This window comes from Consotaella aegiceratis, from assembly GCF_036541425.1.
GTDB lineage: Bacteria > Pseudomonadota > Alphaproteobacteria > Rhizobiales > Rhizobiaceae > Consotaella > Consotaella aegiceratis.
In genome coordinates this window covers 26,409-44,368 of sequence record NZ_JAZHFT010000029.1, presented here as the reverse complement: position 1 = coordinate 44,368, position 17,960 = coordinate 26,409, and the positions used below count along the sequence as shown (strand labels likewise).

Below are 17,960 nucleotides of genomic sequence, written 5' to 3'. Positions count from 1 at the left end.
CTCTGCTCTTGCGCCGCGCTCGATCGGATTGTCCGCGCGCTGCTTAATCGCTGGCAGCGGAGGGCAGGGCGGTGAGCTGGGACTTCCACGTCGGGCAGCGGGTCGTGTGCGTCGGATGCAACGGGACTCCGATGCCGGAAGGGTTCTGGGATAAGTGGTGCGCCCATTGGGGCGTCACCCGCCCGGAGCGAGGGCACGTCTACACAATCAGAGACGTTCGCCTTTCTCGCGCTGGTACCGTCCACTTGCGGGTCGTCGAGATTGTTAACCCGCCGGTCGAGTTCATTGATGGACCGACCCAAGAACCGTGGTGGTGGGGCACTGCTTTCCGTCCCACGGACGAGGCCCGCCTCGACCAGTTTCGCCAGCATCTCGCGCCGCAACCGCGCGAGTGCGTGACAGCATCCAATCTCATTCGCGCGACCTCCCAAGCGCGACAGCACCGGGGCGAAAACGTCGGGCAAGGTTCGGCGTTCGGCGGACCTCGCTTCGGTGCACCCATTCTGAGGTCCAGTCTTGCGTTGGGTCCACGGCAAGGCTGGCAGGGCGACGGGGCCCGCCGCATCACTCCCCGTCGCCCGTCCATTTCCTTCGGTGCCGCTCACCTCTCCGGCGCCGATGATGACGCTGCTTTCCCCACTGCCGGCGTCATCCGCCGGTCCCGCTGCATCCTCCTCCAGCGCGGGGCCGGCCTCAATTCCAAGCTCCATCAGGAGAAGCCTCACAGCCTCTCCGATGCTCATCAGTCCGTCTTCAGCGTCGTCTTCCATGGCGCCGAGTGTGCCGGCTGATCAGCAAGCCGTCATCGAAAAGCGAACAGCGAACCTTTCGAGAACATCGCCATGCTGGACCGATCCATCTCCCATGAACTGAAGGTCATCAAGCGGGCCTTCCATCGGGCCATTCCGATGATCGGGACTGTGGCCGATGTGGCCGTGCTGTTGGCCTCGACCGACGGGCAGGTCTCGAAATGGCGCTCTGACCAATACGGCGACCGACTCCCAGCCGAGCTGTTTCCGAAGATCGACGCAGCCGCCGGCTATCCGGTCATGCTGGAAGCCCTGGCGACACTCTGCGGCTACACGCTGCAGCGCGACGAGGTCTCCCATCCCGACATGCCGATCTGCTCCCTGGTGGGTAGCGTGGCGGCGGCAAGCGGGAAGGCCCTGCAGACGGTCCTGGTGGCCGATGCCGATGATCAGATCACGCCGCGCGAGTTCAACTGCATTGAGGCCGAGGGACGGACGGTGATTGCCGACGTCAATCGGCTGATCGAGGCGGCCCGCGCCAAGAGCGAGGCGGGCCGGTGAACGCGCATCCGTTCGATTTGGCGATGCCGATCCCGGCGAAGAAGCGACGCAAGATGCTTGTCGCCGACCTTCTCTGCGGCGCCGGCGGATCTTCGACCGGAGCCAAGCGAGCGCTCGACGAACTCGGCCTCGATATGGAGCTGGTCTGCGTCAATCACTGGCCCACGGCGATCGACACGCACCGGCTCAACCATCCCGAGGCGCGCCACTACGTCCAAGACATCGCGACGGTGCGTCCGCACCTCCTGGTGCCGGAAGGTTATCTCGATCTGCTGATGGCGTCGCCGACGTGCACACATCATTCAGTGGCGCGGGGCGGCAAGCCGACCAGCGACCAGCAGCGCTCCGATCCCTGGCACATCGTCACATGGCTGACCGAGCTTCGCGTCAAGCGGATCATCATTGAAAACGTCTGGGAGTTCATCGGCTGGGGTCCGGTCGACCGGCGAACCGGCAAGCCGGTGAAGTCCCGCAAGGGCGAGTATTTCCACGCCTGGATAGAGACGCTGAAGCGGCTCGGTTTCGACCTGGAATGGCGGAAGCTGAACGCTGCCGACTATGGCGACGCTACCACGCGCTCGCGCTTCATCCTGATGGGCCGGTCGGACGGTCGGAAAGTCTCCTGGCCGATGCCGACACACCGCCGCCGCGGCAGCGCCGACATGTTCGGCGGCATGCAGCCGTGGCGCCCGGCGCGCGAGGTGATCGACTGGTCGATCAAGGGCCGGTCCATCTTCAGCCGTAAGAAGCCGCTGGCGCCGAAGACCCTGGCGCGGATCTATGCCGGCGCCGTCAAGCTGAACTGGCCCGATCCCTTCATCGTCATCCTGCGCAATCACATGGCTGCGCAAGGGATCGATATGCCTCTTCCGACCATCGCGGCGAACGGAACGCACATCGGCATTGCCGAGCCCGTCATCATGAACGGACGGAAGGGCAACCAACCTCTCCCGGTTTCCGGGTCGCCCATTCCCACACTCGACACCAAGGGGGGCGTCTGGCTGGCCGAACCGATGGTGCTGTCGCAGCACAATAGCGGAGCGGCGCGCCCTGCAAACGATCCATTGCCGACGATCACCACCGGCGGCGCTGGATCTGACAAGCGCGAGGGTTGCGCCCGGCCGATGCTGGTTGAGCCGTTCGTTCTCTCTGCTGCACACGGCGTCGGCGCCGACGAGGTCGCCCCTCATACCCGCCGATGCCGGAGCGTCGACGAGCCGCTTGGCACCATCCATGCCGGGGGAGGCAACTTCGGCGTCGTCGAGCCATTCGTGCTGTCTCAAGCCTCTGGCGGTTCGCCGCGTCCAGTCAGCGCCCCGCTGCCGACGGCGACGACCGGCGGAGCGGGCGGCGCGCATGCGCTGATCTCACCTTATTACGGCTCAGGCTCTGGCGAGACGTGCACGTCGACTGATGAGCCATTGCCTACCGTCACGGCGAAGGGCCGGTTCGGCATGATCGTACCGGTCACCCATGGTGCCGGCGGCCATCGCGCCCGTGACATTGAGACGGAAGGCCTGCCGACCATCACCGGCGCCAACCGCGGCGAACTCGCCTTCATCACGGCACAGCACGGCGAGCGTCAGGATCAGGCGCCACGTAAGCATGGCCTCGACAATCCTTTGCCGACCATTGCCGCGAGCGGACACGTCGATCTCGTCGAGCCCGGGCCGAAGTTCGACATCCTCTTTCGGATGTTGGAGCCACACGAACTAGCGGCGGCGATGGGCTTTAACACGACTGAGGTCAGCTACGAATTCGCCGGCACCAAGACCGATCAGATCAAGCAGATCGGCAACGCCGTCTCCGTCGCGAAGATGAAGGCATGCGTTCGAGCCATCATGGCTGACGCGGCGCCCGAGGCGAGTTCGCTTCCTGTTGAGTTTCGGGAGGCCGCAGAGTGACCATCCCCAAGCCCGCCAACAACACGGACTCCGTCGAGCCCTTCATCCACGTCGGCGTACCGGCGCGGGATGTCGTCGAGCGCGCGGTCCGCATCGTCACCGGCAAGGACCATGACGCCCAGGCCAACGTCGAGGGCAGGGTCTACCCAGCCGTCCGCACCAACCATCGCAGCCCCAACATCAGGAGGACGGCATGACGCGCTCGTCAGGCGAACCTTGGACCGAGGAAGAGATCCGCCGAGCGGCCGAGATGTGGGCCGATGGACACTCAGGGGAAGAGATCGGAAGGACATTGGGACGGTCCAGGTCGGGCACGCTCGCCATCATGGCGCGGAACCGGCGGCTCTTTCCGAAACGCGGCCAGCCTAAGCCGGAGACGGAATACGCGGGCGGCGAGGACGTTATTCGCCAAGCCGCGAAGATGTGGGTCGAAGGCAAGAGCGCTCGCGCCATCGGCGACGCGCTCGGCATGACGCCCAATCAGATCAGCGGCATCGCTGCGAAGCGCCGGGAGATGTTTCCGAAGCGCGGCAAGGGCAGCAAGACGAAGACCGCGAGCAAGTCGCCTCGTAAGTCCGCCCAAGTCGTACCGATGAGGCCGCAGCCGAAGCCGGCACCTCAACCGAGGCCGCGGCCGGAAGAACCATTGCCCGCTGCTGTCGCGACCGCTGATGCGTTCAAGCCGCTGCCGGGCAGCGAACCCGTTCTCCTTTGGGAGATCGGTGCTTTCCAGTGCCATTGGCCGGTGGGCGAGGGTGATCCCATGGCGGAGACCTTCACCCGCTTCTGCGGCTGCCGCGTCGCGTCTCCGAAGCTCTCATATTGCGCCGTCCATCAACGCCTTTCGGAGGGCGAGGGCACTCGGGGCGAGCGAGACGCCATCCGTGCCGCCAAGAGGGCGGCTTGATCACCACCACGAGCAACAGGAGCGCCTAGAGCCATGGCGAAAGCAAAGCCTATCCCGACGCCGGAAGAGACGGCGCCAGTCAACACACCCGAGAGCGACGCCTTCAAGGCGCTCCAGCTCTCGAAGATCCGCCGCGCCAAGGAAGACCTCGACAGCGCGAACGGCACCTATCGCAATGCGATCAAGAACGCGGACGCCAAGGGCATCAACACCAAGGCGGCGAAGAAGGCGATCCAGGTCGCCAACGGCGGTAAAGCCGAGGAGTTCATCCAGGAGCAGAAGGATACGCTCGACTATCTGGCGATCCTCGGCCACGGGCTCGATCCCGAACAGCGCGATCTGTTCCGCGTCGCTCCCGGCGCCAGAACGCCGTTGGACGAACGCGCCTATGAAGACGGGCTCAGGGCAGGGCGTCTCGGCATGGGCACCGAGGAGAACCCGCACGCTGCCGGCACTGAGGCCTACGAGAAGTGGATGCAGGGCTTCCACCAGGGCACAGCCGATCGCAATGCGATCCTCGCCATGGAAGCAGACGAGCTGATCGAGGGCCCAGGTCACGACGAAGACCTCGATGACGAGAGTGAGGCGGCGTGATGTTTGCCGGGCCGCTCTTCCCCGACTGGCCTTTTCAAGGCTTGGAGCCGCGTGGTCACGACCTGATCATGGCCGATCCGGCTTGGTCCTTTGAGCTCTACTCGACAAAGGGCGAAGGGAAGTCGGCCCAGGCACACTATCGGTGCATGACTCTCGACGCGATCAAGGCGTTGCCAGTCTGCGATCTCGCGGCTGACGACTGCGTTCTCTGGCTGTGGGCAACCAATCCGATGTTGCCACAGGCGATCGAGACTGTGGCTTCCTGGGGGTTTACCTTCAAGACCGCCGGGGCGTGGGGCAAAACTACAAGCGGCGGCAAATTGGCATTCGGCACCGGATACATCCTCCGCAGCTCGCACGAGCCATTTCTGATCGCGACCCGTGGCGAGCCGAAGACTACTCGTTCCGTACGGTCGCTCATCATGGCGCCGGTGCGCGAGCACAGCCGCAAGCCCGAAGAAGCCTACCGAGAAGCTGAACGGTTGATGCCTCGCGCCCGCCGCGTCGAGCTGTTCTCTCGTGCAAGCCGCGCTGGATGGATGGCCTGGGGCAATGAGGTCGGCAAATTCGATCAGGAGGCCGCATAGATGGCCAAGCTCACCAAAGCCGAGGCGAAGCTTCATGCTCAGGCCGTCGAGCTTCTGAAGAAAGACGTGCTCAGCGAAGACGATCGTCGGTTCGTTCTGGAGAACTGGCAGGAATCCGCGAACCACGTCAATTCGGCCGCCGGCGCGTTCTTCACTCCGTACGACATGGCGGGCGACTTCGCCCTTGATGTCGGGCCGGGGCGCGTGATCGATCTTTGCGCCGGCATCGGCACGCTGTCGCGCGCCATCCTCGACGCGGACAGGTACGGGCGCCGGAATGAGATCGTCTGCATCGAGATCAACCCGTCCTACATCGAGGTCGGCCGCAAGATCGTCCCTGAGGCAACATGGATTCAGGCCGACGTGTTCGATGTGCTCGGCATGGATCTTGGCCGGTTCGACTGTGCCGTCAGCAACCCGCCATTTGGCCGAGTACGGCGCCAGGATGGCAAGCGCGCTCCGCGGTACACCGGTGCTGATTTCGAGTTTCACGTCATCGACATTGCGGCTCATCTGGCGCGCTACGGCGTGTTCATCCTTCCGCAGATGTCCGCGGGCTTCAAGTATAGCGGACAACCCTTCTACGACCGGCACAAAGACGGCAAGGCGGTTGAGTTCCAGAAGCTGACCGGCCTCCATTTTGAGGCCGGTGTCGGTGTCGACACCACTATTTTCCGTGATCAGTGGCACGGCGTGGCGCCGATCTGCGAAATTGTGAGCATCGAGTTCACCGCACCGCAGTTCGACGAGCGGGAAGTCCAGGAAGAGCCAGCGCCCGGTCCATCGGAACAGGCGAAGCAGTTCGACGCGGCCGCCGATGGTCAGCTCGACATGTTCGGGAGGGCCGCCTGATGATTCTGCTCGGTCTCGATCCCGCACAATCCACCGGCTTCGCTTACTACGAGGACGAGCGCAGCATCTCAGCGATCACCGCCGGCGTCATCCGCGCTGAGGGTGACTGCTACGAGGAAAAGTCGGCATCGATCGCTCGCAAGCTGATCGCGATGTGTCGCGAGAAGCGACCGGATCTGATCGCCATTGAAGCCCCGCTTCGGCAGAAGGCGCCGATCAAGCGCAAGATGCAGTTCATGGGTGAGCATATCGAGGAAGAGGCCCCGACCGACTTCGGCGGCTTGAACGCCATCATCTCGTCGAACCAGATCACCGGGGCCATCGTCGCGGTGGCCGGGATCAAGGCCATTCCGTTCGTGCTGATCTCGTCTTCGACGTGGCGACGGAGCTTTCTGGGTTTCGGCCGCAAACCAGGATGGCAGCGGAAGGACTGGAAGAAGGCCGTCCGTGAGCAGTGCGCCCGAGAGCGCATCGCTGTCACCAACGACGATATGGCCGATGCCGTCGCGATCGCCATCGCGGCGAAGAACACGGACCTCTACCGGATGCTCAAGCACAACATGGAGAAGGCGGCATGAATGACATGACGCACGATTTTTCCGCCGATGCTGTTGCCGAGCTTGAGCAGGTGCTTCTTGGCGCCTTCCTGATGGATAATGGTGCGCTGGATGCGGTCCCGTTCCTTGAGCCCGAGCACTTCTATGACCAGGTGCATCAGGACATCTTTCGGCTGATCCGCAGCTTGGTCGCGAAGGGCCGGCGGGCCGACCCGATGATCCTACGCACCTTCTTCGACCCAGAAACGAAGGTCGGTGAAATCTCGATTGGCCAATATCTCTCCAGACTCGCGGCTGAGGCTGGAATGCCGGGTCTCGTGCGCGATTACGCGCTCGGGGTGATCGAGGATCATGCCTCCCGCTTCGCGGCGGCCGAGCTGGAGGACCATGCCAAGCGGTTCCTTCGCCGCGATCCGGCCGACAGCATATCCGGGCTCTGTTCTTCCGTCGAAGACGCCATCGGCAAGGTCCGGTCGTTGGCTCCGACGGTTCAGGACAAGGACGATGCCGGCAGCGCTGTGGACGCCGTCCTGCACGAGCTGTCGCCGGGAGCCAATCGGGCAGGGCAGGTCATTCCGGTGCCCATTCCGGAGCTTGCCGACCTTCTGGATGACGACGGCCTGCGGCCGGGAAACCTCTATGGGCTGCTCGGCGCGTCAAGCGAAGGCAAGACGTCTCTGACACTCCAGATCGCGCGGCATGTCTGCGAGCTTGGTCACCCCTGCCTGATCCTCTCCTACGACCAGACGCCGGAGCAGATCGCCCGTCAGATGATGACGCAGGAGACCAGCATCTCGGTCCCACAGATCCTTCGGGCATCACTCAACGAGCACGAAGCCGGATTGCTGTCGACCTCGGCAGAGCGGATCCGCGTGCTGCCTCTGAAGATGCGACGCATGACAAACCAGAAGATGGGCACGCTCTGCGGCATCGCCCGGCGATGGGTCGACAAGACCAGAAAGACGCGCCGCGCCGACGGCCGCGAGTGGGGGGCTCCGCTGATCATCCTCGACCATGTCAGCGCGGTGACGCCGGACGATCCCAGGGCGGACGCCGGCTCGAAGGCATCGAACATCAACCGGCAGGGTAAGGCGCTCGCTGAAGAACTCGGCGCCGCCTGCTGGTTTCTGAACCAGCGCAACGGCGAAGGCAGCCGGCGCTTCGTTCCCCGCCCGATCGCGGCGGACCTCTACGGAGGCGAGGCGGCCCGGCAGGACTACGACAGCGTGCTCTACGTCTACCGCCCAGAACGCTGGCGAGACGAACAGCTCCGCATCGCCAAGGATGAGAAGGAGGCCGAGCAGATCAGGAACAGGTTTCGGCTCAAGGAGAGCTTCGACGCCACGCCGATGGACCCGGAAGGCAAGGCCGAGATCGGCACCATCAAGGGCCGGTACGGCGGAATGAAAATGGCCATCGTCGAATTCGAGGCGCGGTTTACCCGATACCGGTCGATGCGCCGGCAGGAGCAGGAGTTGCCGTTCTGATGGATACGATCGACATCCCCATCGACCAGCCCGACGCCTCTTTCGGCTGCATCGGCGACCGGTATTACGGCATCTATCGTCGGCCGCATGGCAAATGGCGCCAGCTTCTCGGGAAGAACAAGGAGCGGCTCTATTTCGACAGCGCCCAGGAGGCAACGCGGGCTGCTATGGCCGAGGTCAACCGTCAGCTCTTCGGCAAGATCAGAGCCGATCGGATGCCGGACGAAAAACAGGTCGCGAAGGTGCTCGACGTCGAGGGTTGGCGGAAGAGCCGAGCCAATACCGCACTCCAAGAGCGAGAGACGCTGTTCCGAGGGCTCGGCAAGCGCAGCATTGAGGTTCGGAAAGCGAGGATCGGATGACTATCGATGACGACATGCTGATTTTCGAGTTGGAGACGGCGCAGGATTTCTCGACGTTGGAGCCGATTGGCGGCGTCGATGGCCTCGATCACCTAACCCGGCGCGTCTTCGGATCGGGCTGGAGCTTCGCCGACCAGGGTGACCTCCGCGAAGCAACGTGCGGGTCGATCGACGCCGCCCTCAAGATCGCCGAGCGACTGTTCCCGGACTGGAGCAAAACGGTGCTCTGGAACGGCTGCCAAGGATGGCTTTGCGGCCTGACCGACGACAGGGACGATGGACGGTCGATGCGATCCTACGACAGCCATGCAGCGACGGGTGGGCTCTCCATGCTGGTCGCGATCCTCAAGGCGGTGATCGACACCGATGAACGCGAGAAAGCGAGCGCGGCATGACCTATGCACTGACATGGAGAACCAAGCCGATGCTGATCATCTTCGACCTCGACGGCACGCTGGCGCTCACTGGACACCGGGAGCACTTCCTACGCCGGCCATATGCCGAGAAGGACTGGCGAGGCTTTTACGCCGCCTGCGACAAGGACGAACCGTGCGCGCCGATCATCCGCACCGCGCTCGCCTTCGATGCGATCGGCGAACAGGTCGAGATTTGGTCCGGCCGATCCGATGAAGTCGCCGAGAAGACGACGGCATGGCTCCAGAAGCACGGTCTTGGCCATCTCACCATCCGCACGCGGAAATCCGGAGACCATCGCCACGACACGGTGCTCAAGCAGGAGTGGATGGAGGAGCTGGACCGGAAGCCCGATCTGGTCTTCGAAGACAGGGCGCGGATGGTCGAGATGTGGCGCTCGCACGGCATCGTCTGTTGCCAGGTCGCGCCGGGAAATTTCTGAGGTGTCGATATGAGCGACGAACCGATAGAAGAACCGGACTTCGTTGGTGGCGTGAAGGTCGTCGACATTGGCGATATCCGCGTTGCTCGCGGTCTGACACGGCGCCCGGCTTCGTCCTGCAAGCATCATCGGGTCAACTACGATTCCAGAGAGCGCCGCATCTGGTGCAAGGACTGCGAGAGGGACGTCGATGCCTTCGACGCCTTCCTTTTGCTGGTGGAGTATTTCGATCGCGAGAAGGCACGCCTGGATAGCCGGGAACAGCGGCTGAAAGAGGCTGAGGCTTTCCAGGCCAGATCCATCGCGGCCAAGGAAATCGACAAGGCGTGGCGGTCCCGCACTATGGTCCCGTGCTGCCCTGCCTGTGGTCAGGGGCTCTTCCCAGAGGACTTCAAGAGCGGCGTGGCCATGCTCGGTCGCGACTATGCCGAGGCGCGCCGCAAGCGCCGGCTGGAGGGCAAATGACCGAAGACCGGATCATCGCCCTCCTGGCCGAATACGGCATCCAGGTCATCGGCAAGAGCCGGTATCCCGAGCCAGGGCAGACACGGGCGCCGGAGACTGTCGCCAGGATCGCCAGGAAGCACGGCGAAGAACATGTGCGCCTCGTGCTCTCGACGCTGGCCGAAACAGCCAACAACGGGCTCTGCCTCGACGAGGTGGGGTTCTGGACAGCGTCCGACATGATCCGCGCCTGCCGGCCAATCATCGATCGTGATGCGACGGCCTGGCTAGAACTCTGGGACGCGATGCCGATCGGCCCGCTGCAGGCCATGATGCAGGATCTCGCCGGGGTCGTGCCGCAGCGCTTCGCCCTCGACGGTGCTATCTATGAACGGGTTGTGCGTCGCTTCGGATCGGATCAGCTCGACTTGCTAGACGACAGGAGAACGCCATGAACGAAGGCGATATCGCAGAGATGTTCATCCGCGCGGCCGAGATCGATCGGGCCATCCCCGAGCATGTGGGGCCGCAGCAGCCTCGGTCTTTGGCGCTCCCCTATGTTCATGACTGGCTCGACAAGCTCGGGTGGGGCACCAAGCGACTTGAGGAAGAGCGCAGGGAGTTCTGGGAGCGGTTGGGTTTGATGCCGTCCTCGGCCGAACTGTCGGAGGTCGAGATCCTTCGGGCCTGGCTTCTCGCCGTGAAGGACGCCGGCGAGCGCCGCTGCCTGCTCGCGTGGGCTCGGTCAAAGGCCGGCGGCATGACCTTCAAGAGGTGGTGCTTCAAGGTCGAGGGCATTCACCCAGAGACCGGAAGGCGCCGAAAAGATCGGGCACTCTCGCGTATCAATCGAGAACTTCGCGGCAGGACATTGCAGAATAACGAAATGCGGGTTTCGGGGGTGTTGCTCGACAGTCCAGAAAACGGGTACATTTCAGCCAACATCGAAGACGAGCGCGAGCAGCCAGCCCATGGGCTGACATGGCGCGACGATCCCTCCATGAAGCTCGTCAATGATCCCGAATTCCGCGATTTTTCATGGGCGGCCAAGCGAAACGCGCGGCGCCGGCAACTGGCTGCGAAGAAGGCTGCGGAGGCAGGCGAGTTGAAGCGGAGCAAAGCCGCATAGAGATCACTCGCCGTAGGGAAAGAGCTTTCTCTCTTTTTCAATAGAAATTTCTATTATTCATTCTTGGCGGCGACATCGATAAACACTATAGATGCCTCGTCGTCCAAGCCGTGGTCGATATCCTCCAGTATGCGATAGGGAAAGCTAAAGTTGACAGATTGCGCCGTTATCGGCTGTTCGCACGGCAAATTCGAAATCGAAAATACAATTTCTTTCTGTGGATCTATCCGGGTGAGATGTTGACAGCAATTATAGTGAGCCCTGATTCCTCTAACTTTCATGGCTTTGTATGTATCTGAGCAAAGGCCTCCTCTCATACCGATGACGGATGTTGCTCTGTCTTGGTCGAGCTGGATCCGAATTGGGATTTTATTTATATTTGTAACGCCAACTACGATATTGAGGTTGTCGTCAACGACTTCAAATCCGATCAGCCGAGACGCGAGATAGGCGTTGGTGAACTTGGGCTCAAATCCTGGCTTGAAAAAGACCTTGTTCTTTTCATCGCGGGTATCATCTATGACCGCAAGCGGCTGGGAGCCGCCCAGCGCCTCCATGGAAGACAAGAAAATTGGTAAGGCGTACTCGACGCATTTGTGGAATTGGTTTGCGTCGGCAAGGGATTGAATTCCTTCCCATTCCTCATTCTTCAGCTTCGCCTCGGCTTCAGCGCCGGCTTCAGCGAGCTTTTTGAATATAACCGTTTGTACTCCGGCGCTCGCGTCAAGGCTGTAGAGTTCATTGGAGCCGCTGAGAGTTCCGCCGCGACAGAGGGAAATGATGCCCTCAGTGACTGTCGGTATATCGCTGGGATCAAGGGGATCGGCGAGGGCGGTTGTCTGGGCCGCGACCGACGCTACTGCGGCCATCGCATAGAACATTGCCGTCCGGTACATGATCTCCTCCAAAGCCGCTGACTTTAATCAAACGATGTTAGCATCTGAGAAATTGCATGCAACCAGGGCGCGTTTTGGTGCTCGATACCCCGAGCGCGCGACAGGGCACCCTTCGGGGACACCGAACTGGTGGCGACGCGAATACACGTGGCCCTATGTCTCGAAATATGCTAGCGAACTGAAGCGGCGAAAGGCCGCTTAGTTGACGAGAGTATGTGCCGAGGGGGATCGTTGAATATCGGCAAGATGCCTCGCCGTTGGCCGGGCATCTGAATGCTGTTGGGCGCATTGTTGGCGTCATCAGTGCAGCGATGATGATCGGGCAAGCGATGCGCGACAAATATCATAACCTACATAAATTTGATATCGACATACGGTTCATCTTTTTTTATGGCGCCCGTTGAATATATTGATAAGGGCCGATCGTTCCAATTAAGATGGCATGTGAAATTAGATTTATAGCATAAATCATAGGTGTTATCGTACTTATATATAATAGCGACGCCTTTTTCTGGTATTATCTCGATGGATGCCGCGAAGCGGCCTCCAGAAAGACATAAATCAAGGCGAGAATATATTCTGTAAATCGTGCCGGTTGGTATGGTCGGTTCAATTTTGCATTTATCCGACGGCCAAGTCTCGATGTCTGATATCGCTTGGCTGTTGGGTTTTGTACTTGATAGAACGTCGGATATCAGAGCGCGCAATTCTGAGGCACTCGTTGATAGGCCGTCTTCTCCGGGAGGCCCTGGTTCACCTCTAGGACCTTGAGGACCGGGTTCTCCTTTTGGACCTCTGGGGCCTGGCTCCCCCTTCTCTCCGCGTAAAACGCCGGTTCCAGCAGCCGATAAGCCCTTGAGCTGGGTTTGGAGTTCAGCGATATCATTTCGAGCAGTGTCTAATTTATTCTGCAAGTCGAAGACATACCAAGCTAGCCCGACTACGCCTGTCGCGAGCGCCATGATGCTTACAACCGAATCGAGAATGTGTGTCCGTCCGTCGGGCATAGGCCTGCTACCAACTAAGAATTGCATCTCAGAAAAACATGCCCAACCGGGCTTGCCAAGATCTCGTCCGTGCGACTGCAGTGGCAGGGTGCCTTACAGGAGAGTGCCGGTTGCGGCGGTGTGACGTTCGCGTCTCTCAACACACTCTCCGACAGGCCCCACACGGACGCGCGGCTGCAGTGGGAGCGGCGGCCTACGAGAACTTAAGTCGTGAAGCCTTTAGCTAACGGAATGACGAGCTTCCGATAACATTACCAGCCAGGAGTGCGGGCGGCTTTCGAGTAATGTCGTTCTGCAATAACGCCAAGGTCAACGTGCTTCTCGCAAGCTTGGCATTCGAACCGACGACGGCCGGAGTATGTGCCGTGGAACTGCAGAATTGAGAGCTGTTTCTTGCGGAAGCAATTCGGGCAAGCAAGGTGCGGTGGATCACCGTTCAGTTTTTCTTGCTTCGCTTCATAAGCAAATGTGTCACCGCCGAAATCCCTGAGCGCGTAGCGGGAAGCAATCGCATCCCATTGATCGTATAAATCTAGCAGGTGCCGCATTTCCTGCATTTGATCTCTAGCGTCCGATGCGGCTTGCTGAGCTTCTAGGATCTTTGCTTGCAACTCGATAACAGCAGCGTTAACCGCGGCGCGGTCATTGAGATCTTTGATGCTTTTCGCGATGTCGAACGCGCCTTTGAGCGCACCAATACCTGCAGCGAGTTCCCCAACCACATGTTCCTCCATCTATCACCAGCGAGAAGTAAATCACCAGTTGTGGAGATTGGCAACGAAACCAACGGCCACCCAATTGGTGCACTGAACAAGGAGACATGGTGCTGCGAGCAAGAGATGCCACGGCAAGTTAGCCTGCCTTACGTAGTCGGCCTGTTACTCTCGGTCTGAAATGAACCTGCATGATCAAACGATCGCGCTTGGCCGCCTCTCTCTGAGCGCCTCCATCGCGAGAGCGATGTGCTTTGGAACGGGCTTGTCCTTCCGGTACGAGGCGATCTGACGGCGAGCTACGCCAAGCGTTGCAGCCATGCCATCGAGGGTCATGGCCAGATCATCCATGGTTTGCCGGAAATCTGCATTGGTCATGTCTCGGGGCAGGCGCTCGATCCACTCAGCGGACAGAGCGATATCGCCAGGCCAGCCAAGGGCGCTGCCCCAGTCTTCGACTTGCACCTGTCGGAACAAGTCCGGGTCGGAGCGAAGCGGCACGAAATGGCGATGATTGAACAGAGCCGGCGCGAGGTCGATTTCCTCCGTGCCGCCGCCGCTCCACTCGATACGCACGCGAAAGCCGTCCAGCGGCACAACGGAAGCAATGCGGGGCAGTGGCTTGCCCACCACGACCATCTCGTCATCCATTGAGGCGGTTCCAGACATCTTCGATCACCTTCCGGTTGGCGGTTGCCCATTCGAGGGCTTTACGAAGGTCCTTGGCGCGGATCGAACCGGCCATGACCTGCATGGTAGAAAGGCGAACCAGCACGTCGCCGTCGGCAGTCAGCACGTGGAAATGCGGAGGGTTGTGGTCGTCAGCATAGACCGTGATCTTGATGCTTCCGAGGATGACGACCGTGGGCATGACTTCCTTCCTGCTGACACGAAGGAATATAATGCATTTTGTGCACTAGTGCAAGATGTGCACTATTAAAACCTGCCGCTTTTGGAGCTGAATTCCGCTCATCAACGATCGGCTTTCGCCGACTGCGAGCAACCCGCAGGGTAGAAAATTCCCGCCTATAAAAGAGAGGCGGGGGCAAGGGCGTTGCAGCGCCCAAGCCGCGAGACAGAACCTCGCATGACCTAAGTCGGCCGAACATCGGCCATCCCGCCACCGCGCACGCGGCGGGGCCATAGGGATTGCGAGTCGTGCAACAAAGCAAGGAGCTGGCCGTCGAGTGGCGGCCGATCGCGGAAGTTTTCCCCTACGAGGGCAATCCGAGAAGGATTTCCGAACAGGCGGTCGACAAGGTCGCAGCATCGATCGAGGCATTCGGGTGGCGCCAGCCCATCGTGGTCGATCCCGCTGGCGTCATCATCGTTGGGCACACTCGGTTTCGGGCGGCGCAGCAGCTCGGTCTTGATCGGGTGCCGGTCCATATCGCCGATCTTTCGGCAGAACAGGCCCGCGCCTATCGGCTGGCCGACAACCGGTTGGCCGAAGAAACAGGGTGGGACGAAGCGAAGCTCCACCTCGAGCTTGGGGCATTGTCCGCAGCGGACTTCGATCTGTCGCTCGCGGGCTTCGATCCGGTCGACCTGTCGTCTGGCGATGCCTTCGCTCCGATCGATGCCGGCGAGGTGAAGCCGCTCGACAGGATCGACGTCGAGAAGTGCCCGGCCTGCGGACGGCCCCTGTGAGCGGCCTGCGGTTGGACTGGGTCGGCAACGACGCGGTCACCTACGCCTGCGAACACTGGCACTATTCGCGATCGGTCCCGGCGGGACGGAAAATGGCGGTGGGTGTCTGGGAGGCCGGTGTCTTCAAGGGCGTGGTGATTTTCAGTCGTGGATCGACGCCGCTGATCGGCTCGCCCTATGGCTTGTCGCAAAGCGAGGTGTGCGAGCTGACGCGAGTTGCGTTGCGAGAGCATAAGGCGCCGGTCAGCCGCATCGTCGCGATCGCCATTCGCCTGCTGCGGAAGGCGGCACCGGGCCTGAGGCTGATCGTCTCCTATGCCGCCCACGAGCAAGGGCATCATGGCGGCATCTATCAGGCTGGTGGCTGGATCTACGAAGGTCCGATGGAAAGCCACAGCTACATCGTGAAGGGCAAGCCGTCTCACGCGCGGTCGCTGGTCTCGAAATACGGTTCATCGAGCCTCGATTGGCTTCAGCAGAACGTCGATCCGTACGCCCGAAAAATCGCCGACCTGGTTCGGCATAAGTATCTGATGCCGCTGGACGGAGACATTCGTGACGACATCCGGCGACTCGCAAAACCCTACCCAAAGCGCGCGAAGCAGGCGACGGACGGGGACCACCCGGACGGCGGCGGGGCAGCACCGACCCGCGCGCTCCAAGACACCTAAGGAAGGCTCAAAGGGGAAGGGCGGTCGCCGACCCTTCGAACCGTCGGCAGATCAGCGCAAGCTGGTGGAAGCGATGGCGGGCTACGGCGTGCCCGAGACCGACATCGCCCGCGTGGTCGGCATTGATCCCAAGACGCTCCGTAAGCACTGCCGCGACGAACTCGAAACCGGCCATGTGAAGGCCAACAGCCGCGTTGCCGAAAGCCTTTACAAGAAGGCCATCGGAAACGGTGCGGGATCGGTGACGGCGGCCATCTTCTGGATGAAGACGAGGGCAGGATGGAAGGAAACGTCTGTCCATCAGCACTCCGGAGCCGACGGCGGCCCGATCCAAACCATGGACGTTTCGCATCTGACCGATGAGCAGCTTGCAGCCCTCAACGCCGCGCTCGGTGGCGCTGCCGATGTCTCCAGCGGAGATGAGGCAGATCGTCCAGCAGGAGATCGCGAGGCGGAAGGCTAAGGCACAGGAAGGCGGCTGGAAGCGCGAGAAAGAACGCTGTGCGGCCGATATCGTCTACTGGTTCGATCGGTGGGTCTACACGTACGATCCTCGCCTGGTGGGCCAGAAGAACCCGGACGGCACACGCAAGAGCCCCTATGTCCCGTTCAAGCTCTGGCCGAAGCAGCGCGACGTCATCCTGTGGATGCGCGATCGGCTAGCAGCCTTGGAAGAGGGATTGATCGAGAAGAGCCGCGACACCGGCGCAACCTATCTGACTGCGGGCTTCGCGCTTCACCAATGGCTGTTTGAGCCCGGCTTCAAGGCGACATTCGGGTCTCGCAAGGTCGACTACGTCGACAAGAGGGATAATCCGGACGCCATCTTCGCGAAGCTGCGGATCATGCTCCGGCGTCTGCCGACGGAAATGCTGCCTGAGGGTTTCAACTGGGCGCAGCACGACAACTACATGCGGATCGTCAACCCGGAGACGGGGGCGGTCATCTCTGGCGAGGGTGGCGAGGACATGGGCCGTGGTGGCCGGTCCTCGCTCTATGTGGTGGACGAGGCTGCCTTCGTGCCGAATGCCGAGACGGTCGAGAAGGCGCTGTCGGGCAACACTGACTGCGTGATCTGGGTTTCCTCGGTCAATGGCATGGGCAACCTGTTCGCCCGGAAGCGTCATTCGATCCTGAAGCCCCACCAGATCGCCCGGTTACACTGGCGAGATGATCCGCGGAAGACGGATGAATGGGCCGCGTCGAAGCAGGCCAGCTTCTCCGATCCGACAACATGGGCGAGCGAGTACGACATCGACTACAGCGCCTCGGTCGAGGGCATCTGCATCCCTGCGCTATGGGTGGAGAGTGCGAAACGCCTTCGCGCGCTGGAGCCTCGGCTAAGAGCTTCGAATGAGGCTGTGATCGGCCTCGACGTGGGCGCCGGCAAGGCGAAGTCGGTTGCGGTCCCAAGGCGAGGAGCAATCGTCCTGCCGCCGCAGTCGCGCGGTCAACCTGACACGACCGACACTGCCTTTTGGGCGCTCGATATCTCGAAGGACTGCGGTGCCTCCCGGCTGAACTTCGACGCTCCTGGCGTTGGCGCCGGCGTCTCGTCAACGCTGATGCACAACCCGGACGACGGCTTGCAGGTGAACGCCATCAACACGGGCAACCCGCCATCGGAAAAGCTCTGGCCGGACGGACGAACGTCGGACGAGATGTTCGCCAACCAGAAGGCCGAAATCTGGTGGCGGTGCCGAACGGCGCTCCAGCGCACGCACGAGCACGTGTTGTTCCTGGGGAACAAGGAAGACGGCAAGGAGCATCCCGTCACCGAACTGATGGCACTCCCGAGCGGCGATAAGGAATCAGACACGCTCTGCTTTCAGCTCTCCCTGGTGAAGTGGGGCAAGAACGACCGCGGCAAGATCGTGATTGAGAAGAAAGAGGCGTTGGCAAGGCGAGGCATTGCATCGCCCGACCATGCGGATGCGCTGATGCTGACGTTCGCTGAGCCCAAGCTCGGCTTTGTCTACGGCATGCTTGAGGTTCTGGACTGATGATCGTTGACGGCCTCAAGAGCTTTGCCGT

General features: G+C 61.4%; 25 protein-coding genes. 21 read left to right on the top strand and 4 right to left on the bottom strand.

Annotated elements, in window-relative coordinates:
- The first annotated feature begins 131 nt into the window (after positions 1-131).
- Genes SMD10_RS17855 through SMD10_RS17780 form a run of 16 tightly spaced genes read left to right on the top strand, consistent with a single transcriptional unit; the run spans position 132 to position 10,989 of the window.
- Entirely contained in the window at positions 132-791 is a 660-nt protein-coding gene (locus SMD10_RS17855) for a hypothetical protein (RefSeq protein ID WP_331687093.1), read from the top strand.
- A gap of 51 nt (positions 792-842) precedes the next feature.
- Positions 843-1,310, top strand: coding sequence for a hypothetical protein (locus tag SMD10_RS17850; RefSeq protein ID WP_331687092.1), 468 nt, complete (start codon positions 843-845; stop codon positions 1,308-1,310).
- A gap of 53 nt (positions 1,311-1,363) precedes the next feature.
- A complete protein-coding gene (locus SMD10_RS17845; RefSeq protein ID WP_331687120.1) occupies positions 1,364-3,214 on the top strand; it encodes a DNA cytosine methyltransferase in 1,851 nt (616 codons plus the stop codon).
- Positions 3,211-3,411 (top strand): hypothetical protein, encoded by a 201-nt coding sequence (locus tag SMD10_RS17840; protein ID WP_331687091.1) that lies wholly within the window; start codon positions 3,211-3,213, stop codon positions 3,409-3,411. Before SMD10_RS17845 ends, SMD10_RS17840 begins: the two co-directional genes overlap by 4 nt.
- Positions 3,408-4,121: a GcrA family cell cycle regulator gene (locus SMD10_RS17835; RefSeq protein WP_331687090.1), complete on the top strand. Its 714-nt coding sequence runs from the start codon at positions 3,408-3,410 to the stop codon at positions 4,119-4,121. Before SMD10_RS17840 ends, SMD10_RS17835 begins: the two co-directional genes overlap by 4 nt.
- 33 nt (positions 4,122-4,154) lie before the next feature.
- The gene (locus SMD10_RS17830) at positions 4,155-4,715 is read left to right on the top strand and encodes a hypothetical protein (protein WP_331687089.1); all 561 of its coding nucleotides are present in this window, start codon (positions 4,155-4,157) and stop codon (positions 4,713-4,715) included.
- Positions 4,715-5,302: an MT-A70 family methyltransferase gene (locus SMD10_RS17825; RefSeq protein ID WP_331687088.1), complete on the top strand. Its 588-nt coding sequence runs from the start codon at positions 4,715-4,717 to the stop codon at positions 5,300-5,302. Before SMD10_RS17830 ends, SMD10_RS17825 begins: the two co-directional genes overlap by 1 nt.
- Complete coding sequence (locus SMD10_RS17820) at positions 5,303-6,154, top strand: methyltransferase (RefSeq protein ID WP_331687087.1); 852 nt, start codon at positions 5,303-5,305, stop codon at positions 6,152-6,154.
- Positions 6,154-6,732 carry a hypothetical protein gene (locus SMD10_RS17815; RefSeq protein WP_331687086.1) on the top strand — a complete coding sequence of 193 codons (579 nt, stop codon included), beginning with the start codon at positions 6,154-6,156 and terminating at the stop codon, positions 6,730-6,732. Before SMD10_RS17820 ends, SMD10_RS17815 begins: the two co-directional genes overlap by 1 nt.
- Positions 6,729-8,198 (top strand): DnaB-like helicase C-terminal domain-containing protein, encoded by a 1,470-nt coding sequence (locus SMD10_RS17810; protein ID WP_331687085.1) that lies wholly within the window; start codon positions 6,729-6,731, stop codon positions 8,196-8,198. Before SMD10_RS17815 ends, SMD10_RS17810 begins: the two co-directional genes overlap by 4 nt.
- On the top strand, positions 8,198-8,560 hold the full coding sequence (locus SMD10_RS17805) for a hypothetical protein (RefSeq protein ID WP_331687084.1): 363 nt from the start codon (positions 8,198-8,200) through the stop codon (positions 8,558-8,560). The genes SMD10_RS17810 and SMD10_RS17805 overlap by 1 nt, the downstream gene beginning before the upstream one ends.
- A complete protein-coding gene (locus tag SMD10_RS17800; RefSeq protein WP_331687083.1) occupies positions 8,557-8,955 on the top strand; it encodes a hypothetical protein in 399 nt (132 codons plus the stop codon). Before SMD10_RS17805 ends, SMD10_RS17800 begins: the two co-directional genes overlap by 4 nt.
- On the top strand, positions 8,952-9,416 hold the full coding sequence (locus tag SMD10_RS17795) for a phosphatase domain-containing protein (protein WP_331687082.1): 465 nt from the start codon (positions 8,952-8,954) through the stop codon (positions 9,414-9,416). Before SMD10_RS17800 ends, SMD10_RS17795 begins: the two co-directional genes overlap by 4 nt.
- Positions 9,417-9,425: 9 nt before the next feature.
- Positions 9,426-9,881 carry a hypothetical protein gene (locus SMD10_RS17790; RefSeq protein ID WP_331687081.1) on the top strand — a complete coding sequence of 152 codons (456 nt, stop codon included), beginning with the start codon at positions 9,426-9,428 and terminating at the stop codon, positions 9,879-9,881.
- Complete coding sequence (locus SMD10_RS17785) at positions 9,878-10,315, top strand: hypothetical protein (RefSeq protein ID WP_331687080.1); 438 nt, start codon at positions 9,878-9,880, stop codon at positions 10,313-10,315. The genes SMD10_RS17790 and SMD10_RS17785 overlap by 4 nt, the downstream gene beginning before the upstream one ends.
- Positions 10,312-10,989: a hypothetical protein gene (locus SMD10_RS17780; protein ID WP_331687079.1), complete on the top strand. Its 678-nt coding sequence runs from the start codon at positions 10,312-10,314 to the stop codon at positions 10,987-10,989. Before SMD10_RS17785 ends, SMD10_RS17780 begins: the two co-directional genes overlap by 4 nt.
- A 53-nt stretch (positions 10,990-11,042) precedes the next feature.
- Here the strand turns inward: SMD10_RS17780 and SMD10_RS17775 are convergent, their stop codons facing one another.
- Positions 11,043-11,885 (bottom strand): hypothetical protein, encoded by an 843-nt coding sequence (locus SMD10_RS17775; RefSeq protein ID WP_331687078.1) that lies wholly within the window; start codon positions 11,883-11,885, stop codon positions 11,043-11,045.
- A gap of 215 nt (positions 11,886-12,100) precedes the next feature.
- Between SMD10_RS17775 and SMD10_RS17770 the strand changes: the two genes are divergently transcribed.
- Positions 12,101-12,289, top strand: coding sequence for a hypothetical protein (locus tag SMD10_RS17770; protein WP_331687077.1), 189 nt, complete (start codon positions 12,101-12,103; stop codon positions 12,287-12,289).
- 854 nt (positions 12,290-13,143) lie between these two features.
- Here SMD10_RS17770 and SMD10_RS17765 read toward each other — a convergent pair.
- The 3 genes from SMD10_RS17765 to SMD10_RS17755 all read right to left on the bottom strand — a co-directional run bounded on the left by SMD10_RS17765 (position 13,144) and on the right by SMD10_RS17755 (position 14,476).
- On the bottom strand, positions 13,144-13,614 hold the full coding sequence (locus SMD10_RS17765; protein WP_331687076.1) for a hypothetical protein: 471 nt from the start codon (positions 13,612-13,614) through the stop codon (positions 13,144-13,146).
- Positions 13,615-13,800: 186 nt separating this feature from the next.
- Complete coding sequence (locus SMD10_RS17760; RefSeq protein ID WP_331687075.1) at positions 13,801-14,256, bottom strand: DUF2442 domain-containing protein; 456 nt, start codon at positions 14,254-14,256, stop codon at positions 13,801-13,803.
- The gene (locus tag SMD10_RS17755) at positions 14,249-14,476 is read right to left on the bottom strand and encodes a DUF4160 domain-containing protein (RefSeq protein WP_331687074.1); all 228 of its coding nucleotides are present in this window, start codon (positions 14,474-14,476) and stop codon (positions 14,249-14,251) included. The genes SMD10_RS17760 and SMD10_RS17755 overlap by 8 nt, the downstream gene beginning before the upstream one ends.
- A 287-nt stretch (positions 14,477-14,763) precedes the next feature.
- On the opposite strand from SMD10_RS17755, the gene SMD10_RS17750 reads away from it, so the two are divergent.
- The 4 genes from SMD10_RS17750 to SMD10_RS17735 all read left to right on the top strand — a co-directional run bounded on the left by SMD10_RS17750 (position 14,764) and on the right by SMD10_RS17735 (position 17,929).
- Positions 14,764-15,255 carry a ParB N-terminal domain-containing protein gene (locus SMD10_RS17750; RefSeq protein WP_331687073.1) on the top strand — a complete coding sequence of 164 codons (492 nt, stop codon included), beginning with the start codon at positions 14,764-14,766 and terminating at the stop codon, positions 15,253-15,255.
- Positions 15,252-15,926 carry a Mom family adenine methylcarbamoylation protein gene (locus SMD10_RS17745; RefSeq protein ID WP_331687072.1) on the top strand — a complete coding sequence of 225 codons (675 nt, stop codon included), beginning with the start codon at positions 15,252-15,254 and terminating at the stop codon, positions 15,924-15,926. The genes SMD10_RS17750 and SMD10_RS17745 overlap by 4 nt, the downstream gene beginning before the upstream one ends.
- A gap of 73 nt (positions 15,927-15,999) precedes the next feature.
- A complete protein-coding gene (locus tag SMD10_RS17740) occupies positions 16,000-16,389 on the top strand; it encodes a hypothetical protein (RefSeq protein ID WP_331687071.1) in 390 nt (129 codons plus the stop codon).
- Positions 16,319-17,929, top strand: coding sequence for a terminase large subunit (locus SMD10_RS17735; protein ID WP_331687070.1), 1,611 nt, complete (start codon positions 16,319-16,321; stop codon positions 17,927-17,929). Before SMD10_RS17740 ends, SMD10_RS17735 begins: the two co-directional genes overlap by 71 nt.
- Positions 17,930-17,960 lie beyond the last annotated feature (31 nt).

What these genes read in the sequence shown, in the direction of transcription:
- SMD10_RS17855 (WP_331687093.1), top strand. Translation starts at nt 132, where the DNA reads ATGCCGGAAGGGTTCTGGGATAAGTGGTGCGCCCATTGGGGCGTCACC.
- SMD10_RS17850 (WP_331687092.1), top strand. Translation starts at nt 843, where the DNA reads ATGCTGGACCGATCCATCTCCCATGAACTGAAGGTCATCAAGCGGGCC.
- SMD10_RS17845 (WP_331687120.1), top strand. Translation starts at nt 1,364, where the DNA reads ATGCTTGTCGCCGACCTTCTCTGCGGCGCCGGCGGATCTTCGACCGGA.
- SMD10_RS17835 (WP_331687090.1), top strand. Translation starts at nt 3,408, where the DNA reads ATGACGCGCTCGTCAGGCGAACCTTGGACCGAGGAAGAGATCCGCCGA.
- SMD10_RS17830 (WP_331687089.1), top strand. Translation starts at nt 4,155, where the DNA reads ATGGCGAAAGCAAAGCCTATCCCGACGCCGGAAGAGACGGCGCCAGTC.
- SMD10_RS17825 (WP_331687088.1), top strand. Translation starts at nt 4,715, where the DNA reads ATGTTTGCCGGGCCGCTCTTCCCCGACTGGCCTTTTCAAGGCTTGGAG.
- SMD10_RS17820 (WP_331687087.1), top strand. Translation starts at nt 5,303, where the DNA reads ATGGCCAAGCTCACCAAAGCCGAGGCGAAGCTTCATGCTCAGGCCGTC.
- SMD10_RS17815 (WP_331687086.1), top strand. Translation starts at nt 6,154, where the DNA reads ATGATTCTGCTCGGTCTCGATCCCGCACAATCCACCGGCTTCGCTTAC.
- SMD10_RS17810 (WP_331687085.1), top strand. Translation starts at nt 6,729, where the DNA reads ATGAATGACATGACGCACGATTTTTCCGCCGATGCTGTTGCCGAGCTT.
- SMD10_RS17805 (WP_331687084.1), top strand. Translation starts at nt 8,198, where the DNA reads ATGGATACGATCGACATCCCCATCGACCAGCCCGACGCCTCTTTCGGC.
- SMD10_RS17800 (WP_331687083.1), top strand. Translation starts at nt 8,557, where the DNA reads ATGACTATCGATGACGACATGCTGATTTTCGAGTTGGAGACGGCGCAG.
- SMD10_RS17795 (WP_331687082.1), top strand. Translation starts at nt 8,952, where the DNA reads ATGACCTATGCACTGACATGGAGAACCAAGCCGATGCTGATCATCTTC.
- SMD10_RS17790 (WP_331687081.1), top strand. Translation starts at nt 9,426, where the DNA reads ATGAGCGACGAACCGATAGAAGAACCGGACTTCGTTGGTGGCGTGAAG.
- SMD10_RS17785 (WP_331687080.1), top strand. Translation starts at nt 9,878, where the DNA reads ATGACCGAAGACCGGATCATCGCCCTCCTGGCCGAATACGGCATCCAG.
- SMD10_RS17780 (WP_331687079.1), top strand. Translation starts at nt 10,312, where the DNA reads ATGAACGAAGGCGATATCGCAGAGATGTTCATCCGCGCGGCCGAGATC.
- SMD10_RS17775 (WP_331687078.1), bottom strand. Translation starts at nt 11,885, where the DNA reads ATGTACCGGACGGCAATGTTCTATGCGATGGCCGCAGTAGCGTCGGTC.
- SMD10_RS17760 (WP_331687075.1), bottom strand. Translation starts at nt 14,256, where the DNA reads ATGGATGACGAGATGGTCGTGGTGGGCAAGCCACTGCCCCGCATTGCT.
- SMD10_RS17755 (WP_331687074.1), bottom strand. Translation starts at nt 14,476, where the DNA reads ATGCCCACGGTCGTCATCCTCGGAAGCATCAAGATCACGGTCTATGCT.
- SMD10_RS17740 (WP_331687071.1), top strand. Translation starts at nt 16,000, where the DNA reads ATGGCGGGCTACGGCGTGCCCGAGACCGACATCGCCCGCGTGGTCGGC.